Genomic DNA, 14211 nt, shown 5'->3' with positions numbered 1-14211 from the left:
CAGGATTCGAACCTGTACATGGTCACCCATACAACGACCTGAACGTTGCGCGTCTGCCAGTTCCGCCACTGGGGCATCTGAAAATATTTAATTAAGGCTGAATGCCAATGCCCCAGACAGGATTCGAACCTGTACATGGTCACCCATACAACGACCTGAACGTTGCGCGTCTGCCAGTTCCGCCACTGGGGCATTTGAAATGTTTAGTTAAGGCTGAAAAGCCAATGCCCCAGACAGGATTCGAACCTGTACATGGTTACCCATACAACGACCTGAACGTTGCGCGTCTGCCAGTTCCGCCACTGGGGCATCTCAAACTTAATTGATCATTTGTTGCCTAAGACAACGATATTAACTATACCGTTAATATTAAAATATTGCAAGCGAATTTACCAAAAAAATCAACTTTTTTAATTCAGCAGCTGCACCATCGTTCCATAACCAGTTAAAACCAGAAATTTAGGCGCGACTTGGACGTTGGCGACATTAGTGGTAAAACGAACCCCGACGATGCCATCAGCACCTTTTTCGTTGGCTTTTTGCTTTAATTTTTCCTCAACGGCAGGAAAAAGCTGATCAAAAGCCTCGAATTCATCGATGGCTTCGCTGGGCAGCATCAAGTGACTGGTTGCGTTAACGATGCCTAGTGATTTATGCGGCGATGGCAGATTTTCGGTCATTAAGAACATGGGCTTCACTTCCTTAAAATTTATCAATATTTATTTTAGCATAAAGATTTTGCATCGGGCATGGGTGCGGTATGATGGTGGTATTGAATTTTGAAACCAGGTAAGGAGAGGGTTATCATCGGGCGCATCAAGATCAATAATATGAAGTTTCATACCTATAACGGCGTATTTGCCGAAGAAAAGAAACTCGGACAAAAGCTGGAGATTGACATCGACATGCAGTATCCAATTGAAGAGCGGGTTCAGCATGATGATTTGACCGAAACCGTCAGTTATGCGGATGTCTATGATACCATTAAAAACTTTGTGACGACGCATTCCTTTGATTTGATCGAAAGCGTGGCTAATCAGCTTTTAAAAAGAATTTTAGCGGACTACCCAAGTCTGCAGCAGGTTACTTTAAGGATTCGCAAATACAGCGTGCCGATTGATGGCGTTTTTGACAACGTAGAGATTGAAGTAGTAGGGGGCAATAATGACTAAGCGGGCCTATTTAAGCATCGGCACCAACCTGGGCGACCGTTTTGATAATCTGACGCGTGCCCTAGACCTGTTGATGCGCAATCCAGCCAATCAAAACTTGAAGGTCTCGCGAATCTATGAAACCGAACCAGTTGGCGGCGTCAAGCAGGATGATTTTTTAAATATAGCCGTGGCCTTGGAGACAAAGCTAACACCGCCTGAACTGCTTCATTGGCTGCATATCATTGAAAAGTCGCTGCATCGACGGCGGCTGATTCACTGGGGACCACGGACGATCGATCTGGATATCGTCCTTTATGAAGATGAAAAATGGCAGACGGCTTCCTTAACGATTCCGCATCCTGAAATGGGCAATCGCCGGTTCGTCTTGCAGCCGCTGTTGGACGTTATGGATGATGATCCGGTACATCAAGAGCGGATCAAGCAGCTGCTGCAAAACACCACGGATCATAACTGGATTCGTCCAGTAGAATAGGGGAAATTATGGATCAAGAAAAAATCAAACACGCGGTCAGCGAGCTTTTAGAAGCATTTGGCGAGAATCCTCAGCGTGAAGGACTTAAAGAGACGCCGCAGCGGGTTGCCAAGATGTATGCTGAAATCTTTGCATCTTTGAACCACCAGCCAGAAGACTTTAGCAACTATAAGACTTTTCATGTCGATGATCAGCCAGAAATGGTATTGATCCAACAGATTCCGTTTTATTCAATGTGTGAGCATCATCTGCTGCCGTTTTTTGGCTATGCCAGCGTAGCCTATGTACCAAGAGACGGTAAGGTGATCGGCTTAAGCAAGATTCCGCGGCTGGTCGATTTCGTAGCCAAAAAACCAGGGATGCAAGAGCGTCTGACTACCGAACTGGCCACTGAGCTGCAGCGGATTTTGAATCCTCAAGGCATCGCCATCAAGGTGGCAGCTCGCCACATGTGTATGGAAATGCGGGGCATCAATAAGGCTGGGCAGTTTACCTACACCTCCAAGTTTACCGGTGACTTTAAAGACAATCAGGCATTGCGTAAAGAGTTTCTGATGCAAACCAAGGACCTGGTCAAATGAGCAACGAACAGACAAGTCGCGATCAGATGAGCTATGAACGGATTATCGACAGTCTGAATCCCCAGATGCGTGGCGGCGATAATGATCGCGTGGGGATGCTTAAGCACGTTTTGGCAAAATTGCATCATCCTGATCAGCAGTTTCGCATCATTCACGTTGCTGGTACTAATGGCAAGGGTTCAACCGGTACGATGATTGCCCAGTGTCTGCACCAGGCGGGACAAAAGGTGGGGCATTTCAGCAGTCCGGCCATGGTTGACCAGCGTGAGCAGATTCAAATCGATGGCTGTCTGATCGAAAAATCAGCCTTTGCTGCCACCTATGAAAAAATCGTACAGCAGCTGCCGGATGACTTGAATGCTGATGATCTAACGGTTTTTGAGTGGTGGACGCTGATTATGCTGCAGTACTTTGCTGATCAAAAAGTCGACTGGGCAGTGATTGAATGCGGCCTGGGCGGACAAAACGATGCCACCAATGCAATTGAAGCTCCTAAACTAGCCGTCATTACGCATATTGCCTTGGATCATACACGAATTTTAGGACCAACCATTAAAGATATCGCTCAAGCCAAGGCCGGTATCATCAAGCCGGGCACTGGCGCAGTTATTTTGGCACCTAACCAGGATCAGGCTGCCAGAGCGCAGATTATTAAACGTGCCCAGGCTTGTCAGGTGCCGGTTTTGGATAGTGAAAAAACGGTTCAGCTGACAGTACTTGATCAGAGCTGGGCAGGTACGCGGCTGCAGCTTAAACTGCCAGGTGCTGAATTGGAATGTCAGTTTAATATGTTGGGCACGTTTCAACTGGATAATCTAAAAACCGCATTGACTGCCGTTGACTGGCTTAATCAAGCTGAGCTTGAAATCACGCCGGAACGGATTGCTGCGGTCTTAGCAAACATTGTGATTCCGGGTCGCCTGCAAAAAATTGGCACACAGCCGCTGAGCTTTTTGGATGGTGCGCATAATCCCGATGCGGCAATTCGCCTGATCCAAACGCTTGATCAGCTGGGCCATCCACAAAAACTGGTCTTGGTGCTGGGCTTTTTAAAAGACAAAAACGTTGCGCAAATGGTACAAACATATCAAAAACTGAATGCCCAAATCATTTTGGCAACGCCAGATCAGCCCAAGCGAGCAATGGCTGCCAAAGACTTGCAGCAGTATCTGCCGAATGCCCTGGTGATTGCCGATGCCTGGACTGCCTATCAAAAAGCAGTTGCGTTGGCAGGCGCGGACGGGATGGTGCTGGTAACGGGATCGTTTTATCTGATCAAAGAAATCGAGGTGAGAATTTAAGATGACGACACAGCGTTTTGTAATTGCAACTCATAATCCAGCCAAGCAACGCGAAATCAGTCAAATTCTGGAATTTTATGGCGCGCAGGGGATTGCCTATGACCAATTGATCGTACGACAGACTTTTCCGGCAGAAGGTAAGCAAAGCTATGCCGAAAATGCCGCAAAAAAAGCCCAGTTCATCAGTCGGCTGTTACCTGACCAAAACGTTATTGCCGATGATTCTGGACTAGAATTGGAGGCTTTTCCGCAAAGATTCGGTATTGAGACCGCACGTCAATTGACTCCGCGCTTTGCTACCAAAAGCGATATGAATGATGGAATTATTCGATTGGTTGATGGCCGTGATCGGCACTTTGTTATGAAAACCGTAATCGTGTTGGCAAGAAACGGTCAGGTCAGCAAGACTGCTTATGGTGAGTTAAAGGGAACAATTGCCACGGCTCAGCATGGTGATGAGGGATCAGGCTTTGATCGAATCTTGATTCCAGAAGGTTTGGATCATACGCTCGCTGAGATGAGCTTTGCTGATTGGGTGGCTTATTGTCATCGTAGTTGCGCCGTTAAGAATCTATTGGACCAAATGGAGGAAATGAAATGAGAATCGTGGAGAACACAAACGTTGCCAATTTGTCGCCATTAGCCTCGGCAATCTATGACAAGCTGGCACATAATCAGCAGATGCTTTTTTTGACCTGGGAATGCAACGATGACGAAACGACTAATCAAGTAGCTCATTTTTTAAATCATTTTGATGCTGCCTTGGCTCATCTAAAAGGCAAGGTTGAGTTCATGCTGCCATTGACGGCCTTTCATTTAATGGCCCACCGTGCAACTCAAAAATGGTCTGATGATAAAGAACTATGCCAATCTTTGGTTAAGATCGCGGCTAATCATACCGTCTCTTGGCGTGCAGGTCGCTTCGACTTCAATGTTTCGGCCAAGCCAATTATTTATGGCATCATGAACATTACGCCAGACTCATTTTACGATGGCGGCCGCTACAATACTCCTGAAACCATGCGTGATCATATTCGGCAGATGGTTGAGGCAGGTGCCGACGTGATTGAGGTCAACGGACAAACCACCAAGCCAGGCGGATTTAAAGAGGTTACGCCAGCAGAAGAGCTTGCACGCATCGTTCCGGGCATTGAGATGTTAAAAGCAGAATTTCCCAACGTGGCAATTGCCGTTGACACTTATAAGCTGCCTGTGATGGAAAAAGTCTTGGAGTTAGGCGTTGATATCATCAATGACGTCAATGCTTTTGATGATCAACGCAAATTACAGCTGCTTAAAAACAGTCGGGTTGGCCTGGTAACGATGCACAGCAGCCGTGATCGCGAGTATGGCAATCTGACCGTTGAGATGAAGCATTTCTTTGAGCATAATCTGGCTAAGATTGCGTCAGCCGGGATTGATCTGGACCGTGTGATTATCGATGAAGGGATTGGCTATTCCAAGGTTGCCGATGGTGAACAGGACTACGCGATGATGCGCAATATCGATGAGTTCCGTTACCTGAACCGACCAATCATGGTAGCCATCTCGCGCAAGGGCTTTGGCAAAAAACTGTTTGATCTGCCCAAAGATGAGCGCCTGTCAGTGACGCTGATTGCAGAAACCTACATGTATCTGCATGGCGGTCGGGTACTGCGGGTTCACGATATTCAAGAGACGCGTCAATTGGTTAAAATGATTGATACGATCACATCCGGATACTGGCAACGCAGCTGATGACAAACAGAAATGATCAATTTGGCAAATCGTTAATTACCAAATATTAATGACAACGTTAATGATTAAAATCAGATAGGTAGCAAAAAACAGCCATGGATTGCCGAATGTCTCGCGTTTTTGACGAAAGGCAGCTTCAATGGCAAACAAGGCGATCAGCAACCAGATGATGCGGCCGACAAACAGCAGCGGATGCAGATGGAAAAACATCAGAGTCGTGGCCAGAGCCGTAATGGCCGCAACGATCAATGCCAAGCACGTGAGGACGAACCAGTCACTGACGCGTTTTTCCATTTTGGCATGTAGTCCCATAAAAACAGTGATAAAAAGAGCAATTGCACAGATGGCATCGATTAAAGTTAGGGTTTTGATCATTTGAAAGGCCTCTCTTCTAAAGTTTTTAGCTGTTTAAATTTTATCATTTTTTGCTTGATAAAGCCGGGTTTGATACGTGGTGCTTGAATTTTGCCGTAAAAAGAGTAAACTATCATGTATTGCTATCAATCGGGAAAATTGACGAGGTGAATTGCATGCTTTACAAGATTGGCGATATTGTCAAAGGCAAAAAGTTTGGCCCTATGGATCATGACTTTTCCGGAGAAGTCGAAAAAGTATATGAAAACTCGATTATGATTGCCATTCAAGACTACGATCCGTCTGACCAGAGCGGTGTCAACGAATTGAACGGTCGCGCAATCATTCGCAAAGATGAGGCCAAGATGCTGAAGGCTGTTCCACGTACGGCAGAAGACAAAGAAGCCGAAGTGGAAGCGGAAAAAGAAGAAGCTGAAAAAGAGGCTAAAAAGACGACTGGCAAAAAGACAACGCGGGCCCGCCGCTCTTCAAAGGTTCGCATCGAAAAGCCGGCCGACAAGAAATAATTTAAAAAATCAAATTAATTGATGACATTTTTAAATTAATAAGGTATACTTGCTAAGTAAGTTATTTTTACTTAGCTTTTTGCGGGTATAGTTCAGTGGTAAAACCCAACCTTCCCAAGGTTGTGTCGCGAGTTCGATTCTCGTTACCCGCTTATGTAAAGGATGAGCAGTTGTTGCTCATCCTTTTTTGATTTCAGCGCTTATAAGACGCCCCCAGCATTATAATCAAGATGAGGGGGGAGGAAAATGCTTTTTGAACAGATTGCCCGTAATCGGCGCCATACAGTTTGGCTATTAATTTTTATGAGCGTCATTGTCATTGGCGTCGGGCTGGTATTTGACTGGGCGTTTGGGACTGATTGGATGTGGATTTTCTGATTGGTTGGCTTTGGTTATCTAATTTGGTTTTACTGGCATTCAGCAACTTTTTTAATGAAGATCAATGGTGGCCGACAAGTTGATGAAAAAACGGCACCGCACCTTTATGAATTGGTTAGTGAGCTTTGTTTAGCCAGTGGATTGCCCATGCCAAAAATCTACATTTTACCGATTGACTGTCCCAATGCGTTTGCAACGGGATGCAATCCAGAACATGCCAGTCTGGCGGTTACTCAGGGACTGTTGGATCTGATGAATGATGAAGAGCTGCGTGGTGTCTTGGGCCATGAGCTGTCACATATCAAAAACTACGATATTCGCGTTACGACGATTGCCATGTCATTATTGGAGCTGGTTAGATATTCAGGCTGGGGTCTATTAATTGCCGGAATTGGCCTGATGAGCGTCAAAACCAGGGCCGGGATCATCAAGCTGATTTTTTGGCTGATCGGTACCAGTCTGGCTGTCGTTGGTGGCATGATTGCCATTGCCGGTATTCCATTGGCCAAGGTTGCGTTTTTTGCTATCTCCAGAGAGCGTGAATATCTGGCCGATGCGGGCTCGGTTGAAATGACCCGTGATCCCAACGGCTTGATCAGTGCGTTGGAGAAATTGAAAAGCGATGATCGCCAGATGCCGGTTGACGATGCAGCTACCAATGCCATCTGCTTTAATGCCAGACCTGGCAATTGGCTGATGAAACTGTTTGATACGCACCCGCCATTAGAAAAGCGAATTGAGCGGTTGAAAGAATCGGCGTCTTAAAAATACAGAATTAGAAAAACGATCGCACGACTGAAAAATTCATCATCGTAACAAACATGTAACTTGCCTTTTTTAATTGAACTGGTATAATCTGAAATTGTATAAAAAGCTGAAGAATATTAGAGAGGTAGCCGCTGGCAAGCGAGCCTGCGTTGCTGGAAGGCAGGTGCAGCTGGTCTCTTGAACGCGCTTTGGTAAGACATTTAAATATCATTTGAGTGGAATGTTGCACATTCAACTAGAGTGGTACCGCGGGAAATTTCTCGTCTCTAATGGACTTTGGGGTTCGTTGGAGGCGTTTTTTATTTAGGAGGTAAAACATGGACGAAAAAACACAGGTTGCTACGGCGCTGCAGACTGCATTGCCAGAGATGAGCATCGAAGACATCAAAAATAAGTTAGAACGGCCAAAGACCAGCAAGAACGGGGACTACGCTTTCCCAACTTTCTTTTTGGCTAAGGAACTGCACAAGGCACCACAGATGATTGCTGGTGAACTGATTGAAAAGATCGACCAAACTGGTTTCGAAAAGGTCGTTGCAGCTGGTCCATACATCAACTTCTTCTTGGACAAGGCCAATGTTGGGGCTGGCATCTTAAAGGAAATTTTGGCCGACCCAGAACATTACGGTGACTTGGATCTTGGTCACCAAGCCAATGTTACGATCGACATGTCCTCACCAAACATCGCTAAGCCAATGAGTATGGGGCACCTGCGTTCAACGGTTATCGGTAACGCAATTGCCAACATCATGAAGAAGGCCAACTATAACCCGATCAAGATTGACCACCTTGGCGACTGGGGCACCCAGTTTGGTAAGCTGATGGCCGCCTACAAAATGTGGGGCGATGAAGAAGCTGTCAAGGCTGACCCAATCAACACACTGCAAAAATACTACGTTAAGATCAACACGGAAGCCGATGAACATCCAGAATATGCCGAAGCCGGTCGTGAATGGTTCCGGAAGCTGGAAGATGGTGATGAAGAAGCCGTTCATCTGTGGAAGTGGTTCCGGGCTGAATCTTTGAAGCGTTTCATGAAGGTCTACGACATGCTGGACGTTCAATTCGACTCCTACAATGGTGAAGCCTTCTACAACGATAAGATGGATGAAATCCTGCAGCTGCTCAACGACAAGCACCTGCTGCAAAAGAGTCGTGGCGCCGGCATCGTTGACCTGTCCAAGTACGACTTGAATCCAGCCATGGTTCAAAAGTCAGACGGCTCCACGCTGTACATGACGCGGGACCTGGCAACGGCGCTGTTTAGAAAGCGGATGTACGGCTTTGAACAGTCACTGTATGTTGTTGGTGCCGAACAAAGCTACTACTTCCAACAATTAAAGGCTACGCTGGCTACGATGGGTTTTACCTGGTCTAAGCAGATTCACTATATTCCATTTGGTCTGATGACGCTGAACGGTAAGAAGATGTCAACGCGGAAGGGTAACGTCGTCCAGCTGGAAGAAGTACTGGATGAATCCATCAAACTGGCTCGTCAACAAATTGCTGAAAAGAACCCTGACCTGGCAAATGCCGATCAAGTTGCTCAAGAAGTCGGCGTTGGTGCCATCGTCTTCCATGATTTGAAGAACGAACGGACCAACTCAATCAACTTCAAGCTGGAAGACGCCGTTAAGTTTGAAGGTGAAACCGGTCCTTACGTTCAATACGCTCATGCTCGGGCTGAGAGTCTGCTGCGCAAGGCTGGCAACCCCGACCTTTCTGATGCTGATCTGAAGCTCAATGATGAAGAATCATGGAACATCATCAAGCTTTTGGGTCAATACCAAGAAACGATCAAGCGCGCCGCCATCAAGTACGACCCATCATTGATCGGTAAGTACGCTTTGTCATTGGCTAAGGCCTTTAACCAATACTACGCTCACACGCGGATTCTGGTTGACGATGACCAAAAGCTGGCACGGCTGGCCCTGGTTCAAGCCGTTAGCGATGTTTTGAAGTCTGCTCTGGCACTGCTGGGTGTTAAGGCTCCAGACGAAATGTAGTCAAGGTTGGCCAAAACAACTGAAAAATCATTTTCAATCGGTTTATACTGATAAAACTAATCCCCGTCTTAAAATCAAGGCGGGGGTTTTTAATTTTAAATCGTATTGGATAACCAAACGTCTAAGTACTGGCCTGGATTGTTTGCGTTTTGGATAAGTTTTGCCTGGTCACGCTGGCGGCTGATTCAAAAAAAGTTTGATTGTGATAAAATTGAGCGGTGAATTTCAAACATGAGGAAAAATTATAATGAAACAACCTGCAACTGATTGGAAAGTGCGCTTTAAAGCCTGGCTGGGCAAGACCTGGCGTGCTTTTTGGACGCGTTTTAAGTATTTCTGGCACCGCTTTCAGCTAACGCGCTGGCTGATCGTTATCTTAATGTCACTGTTTTTGGTTGCCAGCATCTATCTGACGTTTGTTGCCAAAACCGCCAACGTCAAGGATCTGGAGCGCCGCCTGGAACAGCCGACGATGATTTACGACAGTAAGGGTAAGTCAGCAGGGAGCCTTTATTCGCAAAAGGGGACTTATGTCAAGCTGAGCAAGATCTCTTCCAACGTACCGGATGCAGTGCTTTCAACCGAGGATCGCCGCTTTTATCATGAACACGGTTTTTCGATCCGCGGCTTGGGACGGGCGGCACTGCTGCTGGTCAAAAATAAGCTGTTGGGCCGCGACTATATTTCTGGTGGGGGCTCAACTCTGACCCAGCAATTGGTTAAAAATGCCTTTTTGAGTCAAGAGCAGACCTTCTCGCGGAAGGCAAAAGAAATCTTTATTGCCATTGAGGTGGAGAACCAATATTCCAAAAAACAGATTTTAACCATGTATCTTAACAATGCCTACTTTGGCAATGGGGTCTGGGGCGTTCAAGATGCGGCCAAGCGTTACTTTAACGAGGATGCCAGTGAATTGACCGTTCCTCAGGCCGCGACTTTGGCAGGGATGCTGACCTCGCCGGGGATTTATGATCCAGTCAAGCATCCGGCTGCTGCCAAGCAGCGTCGGAATGTGGTTTTACAGCTGATGGTCGAAAACAAGAAATTGACTCAATCGCAAGCTGATGCCTATAAAAAGACGCCATTGACGATTACCAACGGCTATACTAGCCCTGATACCTATAAGTATCCATACTACTTTGATGCGGTGATCAGTGAGGCCGTCAATACGTATCATTTGTCGGAAAAAGACATCATGAACAACGGCTATAAGATTTACACGACGCTGGATCAAAATCAGCAAAAAGCCATGCAGGATACTTATGACGATGACGACAACTTCCCGGACAGCTCAAGCAGCTCGACGATGGTTCAATCTGCGTCGATCGCCATGGATCCTAAGACTGGTGGCGTAACGGCGGTTGTCGGCGGCCGTGGCAAACACGTCTTTAGAGGCTATAACCGTGCTACTCAGATGCGACGGCAGCCAGGATCCACCATTAAGCCGATCGTTGTCTACACGCCGGCTTTAGAGAAAGGCTACTTTTACGACTCAACGCTGCAGGATAAAAAGACGTCTTATGGCAGCAACCACTATACGCCAAAAAACTATGACGATACCTACAGCGGCAGTGTACCAATGTACAAGGCGCTGTACGAGAGTCTTAATGCACCGGCAGTCTGGCTTTTAAATAAAATTGGCGTCAATGCCGGCTACCAGATGGCCCAAAAGTTTGGCTTACCGGTAGAAAAGAGCGATAAGAACCTGGCACTGGCATTGGGTGGGATGTCAAATGGCGTCTCGCCTCAGCAATTGGCCCGGGCATATTCGGTCTTTGCCAGTGGCGGTAAACTGCCCAATGCCCACTATATCGTCAAGATTGAAGATGCAAGCGGCAAGGTAATCAAGCGTTATCGCGCCAAGCCAGCTAAGCAGATCATCTCTAAAAAAATCAGCAATGAGATGACCAGCATGCTTTTGGGCGTGTTCAAGCATGGAACCGGGGTATCGGCAAAACCGTCCGGCTATGAGCTGGCCGGTAAGACCGGGACGACCGACTCGGGAATCGGTGATGGCGATCGTGACAAATGGATCGTCGGCTACACGCCTGATATCGTTGTGGCAACCTGGGAAGGCTATGACAGCACGACCGAGTCACAGCAGCTGGCTGACGTTACCAGTAGAAATATCAGCGTGCTTTATAAAGCCGAGATGAGCGCTATTTTACCAGAAACGGCCGGGACGCAGTTTACGGTTAAAGATGCCCAAACCAAGGCTGAATCAAAACAGAGCAAATCAAGCAGTAATTGGTGGAATAATATTAGCGATGAGTTAAGCAACAGCGGCAATACGCTTAAGCAAAAGGCCAGCGACTGGTGGAGCTCATTGCAGTCGATGTTTCAGTAGCTACTAGCCTAAAATCGGGCATAATGTTACAATTTAACAAGCAATAATTAATTAGGAGGATGCCAATATGGTTGTCAATATTTACGACACGGCAAACGAAATGGAGCGTCAAATGCGCGAAACGCAAGAATTCCTGGCATTAAAGGAAGCCTTTGCGGAACTCAAGAAAGACGAGGATGCATTTGGTACGTTCCAAAAATTCCAGGAAAAGCAGATGCAGGCTCAACAAAAGCAGATGCAAGGCGTGCAGCTGACGGAAGCAGAAATCAAGGAAGTTCAAGATCTGGCTAAAGAAGTTGGTCAAAAAGATGCCATCAAAAATCTGATGGTCAAAGAACGCCAATTGGACGACATGATCCAACAGATCAGCAAGACGATCACGGCACCAATTGCAGAACTTTATCGTGAAGCGATGCCTGAACAAAACGGCGGTGCAGAAAAATAGTCAATTTAACGGAATCGTAGCTTACGGTTCCGTTTTTTAAAGGCGGTGAGACGAAATGGCCAAACAGATTGCCCAATATCAAGAAGGCGAAAGCATGCAGCTTTTTGCCCTGCTCAAGGAGGCTGCAGCCAAGACAACCAGTGCCGGTAAGCCTTATCTGGCGCTGACCATCTCAGATGCTTCTGGTGAGATCAGCGGGATGCGCTGGGACGCTACGCCTGATGAAATCAAACAACTGCAGGCGGGGAAAGTTGTCAGCGTTAAGGGTCAGCGTGAAACGTATCGGGATCGACCACAGATCAAAATTGATTCGATTCGTTTGGCAACAGAAAGCGAGCCTCATGATCCATTGCTGTTTGTACCTCGCGCACCAGAAACGACAATCCAGCTAAAGGCGGGCTTCCGGGAGTTTTTTGATCTGATTGATGAACCGGTCTGGAGAAAGATTGCCGGTCATCTGTTCAGCAAGCACGGTGAAAAACTGTTTTCGTATCCGGCCGCCAAGAGCAATCATCATGCCTTTGTTGGTGGGCTGGCCTTTCACACGCTGTCGATTCTGCGACTGGCACGCTCAGTTGTCGGTCAGTATCCAAACGTCAATGCGGCGCTTTTGTATACTGGAGCAATGCTGCATGATCTGGGCAAGACCATTGAACTAAGCGGTCCGATTGCAACGCAATATACCGTGATGGGCAATCTGATTGGCCACATCTCGCTTTTGGACGGTGAGATCGTCCAAGCCTGCGATGAACTGGGCTTTGATCCAGAATCGCCCAAAGTGGTACTGCTCAGACACATGATTCTTTCTCATCATGGCCTGTTGGAATATGGCTCACCGGCGCGGCCACAGCTCTTGGAAGCAGAGATCTTGCACCACTTGGATGAGTTGGATGCTTCAATTATGACGATTCAGACGGCATTGAATAAAACCGCGCCTGGGGAGTATACCGACCGTTTGTTTAGCCTAGACAATCGCCGCTTTTATCGCCCGACCAATGAAGAAACTTTGAAGAAAAGCTAAACATTGTCTAAGTCGGGTTTAATCTCGGTTTGGTTGTGTTATATTAGACTGGTAAATTTATCACGAGTAAATTCTTAATAATCTAAAGGATGTGTAATTTAGTGAACGCAAAGAAAAAAGCTTTGGCTATCCTGGCCGGAATTTCTTTAATGCTGCCATTGGCTGCCTGTGGCAATAAGGCAGTTGCAACAACGAGTGGTGGCAAGATCACCGAAAGTGCCTACTACAGCAGCATGAAGCAGACCTCTGCGGGCAAGCAGGTGCTTCAACAAATGATCTTGGACAAGGTTTTGGAAAAGCAGTACGGCTCACAGGTTTCTAACAGCAAGGTCAACAGTGAGTACAACTCCTACAAGAAGCAATATGGCTCATCGTTCTCTACGGTACTGCAGCAAAACGGCTTGACGACTAAGACGCTTAAGCAGCAGATTCGCTCTAACCTGCTTTTGCAAGCGGCCGTTCGTCATTACTCCAACTTCTCCAACAAGGCTTTGAAGAAACAATGGAAAGAATACCAGCCAAAGGTTCAAACGGCTGAAATCCTGGTTGGCTCCAAGTCCGAGGCTCAATCAATCATTGATGAGCTGAACAGTACTTCTGGTGACAAGTACAAGGCATTCAAGAAACTGGCCAAGGAAAAGTCAACGGATACTTCCAACAAGAGTAATGGTGGCAAGGTAGCAGCCTTTGACAACACCGACACCACGCTTGACTCAGCCTACAAGAAGGCCGCCTTTAAGCTTAAGACCGGTGAATACACGACAACGCCGGTCAAAACCGACAGCGGCTACCAGGTCATCTACATGATCAAGCACCCAGCCAAGGGTAAGATGAGCAACCACATTGCCCAATTGAAGCAGCAGATCGTTGAAGAAAATATGAATGACTCAACCTTCCTGCAAAACGTTGTCTCCAAGGTCCTGAAGAAGGGTAACGTTTCCATCAAGGATAGCGACTTGAAGAACATTTTGGATGAATACCTGACGACCAGCTCCAGCTCAACGTCCAGTTCTTCCAAGAGTTCCAGCTCGGATGCATCATCAAGCTCAAGCAACTAACCAAAACAACTCTTAATAGCAACAGCGCTGAATCCAGCTTT

General features: G+C 46.8%; 16 protein-coding genes and 3 tRNA genes. 15 read left to right on the top strand and 4 right to left on the bottom strand.

Translation table 11 applies throughout. The features are described 5' to 3' along the window. Nucleotides 1-108 precede the first annotated feature (108 nt). From HF864_RS04865 to HF864_RS04855, 3 genes are all read right to left on the bottom strand, one after another. Nucleotides 109-192: transfer RNA gene (locus tag HF864_RS04865), tRNA-Leu, on the bottom strand. A gap of 33 nt (nucleotides 193-225) precedes the next feature. Continuing rightward, nucleotides 226-309 (bottom strand) — tRNA-Leu (locus tag HF864_RS04860). A 101-nt stretch (nucleotides 310-410) separates the two neighbouring features. Next, nucleotides 411-689: a heavy metal-binding domain-containing protein gene (locus HF864_RS04855; RefSeq protein ID WP_169461941.1), complete on the bottom strand. Its 279-nt coding sequence runs from the start codon at nucleotides 687-689 to the stop codon at nucleotides 411-413. 117 nt (nucleotides 690-806) lie between these two features. Between HF864_RS04855 and folB the strand changes: the two genes are divergently transcribed. The 6 genes from folB to folP are packed head-to-tail and all read left to right on the top strand — an operon-like array spanning nucleotide 807 to nucleotide 5266. After that, entirely contained in the window at nucleotides 807-1172 is a 366-nt protein-coding gene (folB, locus tag HF864_RS04850) for a dihydroneopterin aldolase (protein ID WP_169461948.1), read from the top strand. Then, the gene (folK, locus tag HF864_RS04845) at nucleotides 1165-1647 is read left to right on the top strand and encodes a 2-amino-4-hydroxy-6-hydroxymethyldihydropteridine diphosphokinase (RefSeq protein ID WP_169461940.1); all 483 of its coding nucleotides are present in this window, start codon (nucleotides 1165-1167) and stop codon (nucleotides 1645-1647) included. The genes folB and folK overlap by 8 nt, the downstream gene beginning before the upstream one ends. Nucleotides 1648-1655: 8 nt before the next feature. Continuing rightward, on the top strand, nucleotides 1656-2228 hold the full coding sequence (gene folE, locus HF864_RS04840) for a GTP cyclohydrolase I FolE (RefSeq protein ID WP_169461939.1): 573 nt from the start codon (nucleotides 1656-1658) through the stop codon (nucleotides 2226-2228). Next, entirely contained in the window at nucleotides 2225-3529 is a 1305-nt protein-coding gene (locus HF864_RS04835; RefSeq protein WP_240936876.1) for a folylpolyglutamate synthase/dihydrofolate synthase family protein, read from the top strand. Before folE ends, HF864_RS04835 begins: the two co-directional genes overlap by 4 nt. Before the next feature lies 1 nt (nucleotide 3530). Further along, nucleotides 3531-4130: a non-canonical purine NTP pyrophosphatase gene (locus HF864_RS04830; RefSeq protein ID WP_169461938.1), complete on the top strand. Its 600-nt coding sequence runs from the start codon at nucleotides 3531-3533 to the stop codon at nucleotides 4128-4130. After that, nucleotides 4127-5266, top strand: a complete 1140-nt coding sequence (folP, locus tag HF864_RS04825; RefSeq protein WP_169461937.1) for a dihydropteroate synthase — start codon at nucleotides 4127-4129, stop codon at nucleotides 5264-5266. Before HF864_RS04830 ends, folP begins: the two co-directional genes overlap by 4 nt. Before the next feature lie 36 nt (nucleotides 5267-5302). Here the strand turns inward: folP and HF864_RS04820 are convergent, their stop codons facing one another. Beyond that, nucleotides 5303-5641, bottom strand: a complete 339-nt coding sequence (locus HF864_RS04820; protein ID WP_169461936.1) for a hypothetical protein — start codon at nucleotides 5639-5641, stop codon at nucleotides 5303-5305. Between the two features lie 155 nt (nucleotides 5642-5796). On the opposite strand from HF864_RS04820, the gene HF864_RS04815 reads away from it, so the two are divergent. The 9 genes from HF864_RS04815 (at nucleotide 5797) to HF864_RS04780 (ending at nucleotide 14170) form a co-directional block, all read left to right on the top strand. Beyond that, nucleotides 5797-6147, top strand: coding sequence for a hypothetical protein (locus tag HF864_RS04815; protein ID WP_169461935.1), 351 nt, complete (start codon nucleotides 5797-5799; stop codon nucleotides 6145-6147). A gap of 81 nt (nucleotides 6148-6228) precedes the next feature. Continuing rightward, nucleotides 6229-6299 (top strand) — tRNA-Gly (locus HF864_RS04810). 94 nt (nucleotides 6300-6393) lie between these two features. Then, the gene (locus HF864_RS09535; protein ID WP_277346615.1) at nucleotides 6394-6525 is read left to right on the top strand and encodes a hypothetical protein; all 132 of its coding nucleotides are present in this window, start codon (nucleotides 6394-6396) and stop codon (nucleotides 6523-6525) included. A 54-nt stretch (nucleotides 6526-6579) separates the two neighbouring features. Next, complete coding sequence (locus HF864_RS04805) at nucleotides 6580-7290, top strand: M48 family metallopeptidase (RefSeq protein ID WP_169461934.1); 711 nt, start codon at nucleotides 6580-6582, stop codon at nucleotides 7288-7290. A gap of 320 nt (nucleotides 7291-7610) precedes the next feature. Next, complete coding sequence (gene argS, locus HF864_RS04800) at nucleotides 7611-9299, top strand: arginine--tRNA ligase (protein ID WP_169461933.1); 1689 nt, start codon at nucleotides 7611-7613, stop codon at nucleotides 9297-9299. 247 nt (nucleotides 9300-9546) lie between these two features. Beyond that, nucleotides 9547-11646: a PBP1A family penicillin-binding protein gene (locus tag HF864_RS04795; RefSeq protein WP_205882286.1), complete on the top strand. Its 2100-nt coding sequence runs from the start codon at nucleotides 9547-9549 to the stop codon at nucleotides 11644-11646. A 67-nt stretch (nucleotides 11647-11713) separates the two neighbouring features. Continuing rightward, entirely contained in the window at nucleotides 11714-12091 is a 378-nt protein-coding gene (locus HF864_RS04790; RefSeq protein WP_169461932.1) for a YlbF family regulator, read from the top strand. Between the two features lie 55 nt (nucleotides 12092-12146). After that, complete coding sequence (locus tag HF864_RS04785; RefSeq protein ID WP_169461931.1) at nucleotides 12147-13112, top strand: HD domain-containing protein; 966 nt, start codon at nucleotides 12147-12149, stop codon at nucleotides 13110-13112. Nucleotides 13113-13213: 101 nt separating this feature from the next. Continuing rightward, nucleotides 13214-14170, top strand: coding sequence for a peptidylprolyl isomerase PrsA (locus HF864_RS04780; RefSeq protein WP_272209338.1), 957 nt, complete (start codon nucleotides 13214-13216; stop codon nucleotides 14168-14170). Nucleotides 14171-14211: the final 41 nt, after the last annotated feature.

This window comes from Lactobacillus sp. MRS-253-APC-2B (assembly GCF_012843675.1).
In the GTDB taxonomy this organism is placed as follows: domain Bacteria; phylum Bacillota; class Bacilli; order Lactobacillales; family Lactobacillaceae; genus Limosilactobacillus; species Limosilactobacillus pulli.
The sequence above is the reverse complement of the archived record's forward strand: the minus strand, read 5'-3'. Positions and strand labels throughout refer to the sequence as shown.

Excerpts from the sequence above, each read along its gene's own strand:
- HF864_RS04855 (WP_169461941.1), bottom strand. The coding sequence starts at position 689 with ATGTTCTTAATGACCGAAAATCTGCCATCGCCGCATAAATCACTAGGC.
- folK (WP_169461940.1), top strand. The coding sequence starts at position 1,165 with ATGACTAAGCGGGCCTATTTAAGCATCGGCACCAACCTGGGCGACCGT.
- folE (WP_169461939.1), top strand. The coding sequence starts at position 1,656 with ATGGATCAAGAAAAAATCAAACACGCGGTCAGCGAGCTTTTAGAAGCA.
- HF864_RS04835 (WP_240936876.1), top strand. The coding sequence starts at position 2,225 with ATGAGCAACGAACAGACAAGTCGCGATCAGATGAGCTATGAACGGATT.
- HF864_RS04830 (WP_169461938.1), top strand. The coding sequence starts at position 3,531 with ATGACGACACAGCGTTTTGTAATTGCAACTCATAATCCAGCCAAGCAA.
- folP (WP_169461937.1), top strand. The coding sequence starts at position 4,127 with ATGAGAATCGTGGAGAACACAAACGTTGCCAATTTGTCGCCATTAGCC.
- HF864_RS04820 (WP_169461936.1), bottom strand. The coding sequence starts at position 5,641 with ATGATCAAAACCCTAACTTTAATCGATGCCATCTGTGCAATTGCTCTT.
- HF864_RS04815 (WP_169461935.1), top strand. The coding sequence starts at position 5,797 with ATGCTTTACAAGATTGGCGATATTGTCAAAGGCAAAAAGTTTGGCCCT.
- HF864_RS09535 (WP_277346615.1), top strand. The coding sequence starts at position 6,394 with ATGCTTTTTGAACAGATTGCCCGTAATCGGCGCCATACAGTTTGGCTA.
- HF864_RS04805 (WP_169461934.1), top strand. The coding sequence starts at position 6,580 with ATGAAGATCAATGGTGGCCGACAAGTTGATGAAAAAACGGCACCGCAC.
- argS (WP_169461933.1), top strand. The coding sequence starts at position 7,611 with ATGGACGAAAAAACACAGGTTGCTACGGCGCTGCAGACTGCATTGCCA.
- HF864_RS04795 (WP_205882286.1), top strand. The coding sequence starts at position 9,547 with ATGAAACAACCTGCAACTGATTGGAAAGTGCGCTTTAAAGCCTGGCTG.
- HF864_RS04790 (WP_169461932.1), top strand. The coding sequence starts at position 11,714 with ATGGTTGTCAATATTTACGACACGGCAAACGAAATGGAGCGTCAAATG.
- HF864_RS04785 (WP_169461931.1), top strand. The coding sequence starts at position 12,147 with ATGGCCAAACAGATTGCCCAATATCAAGAAGGCGAAAGCATGCAGCTT.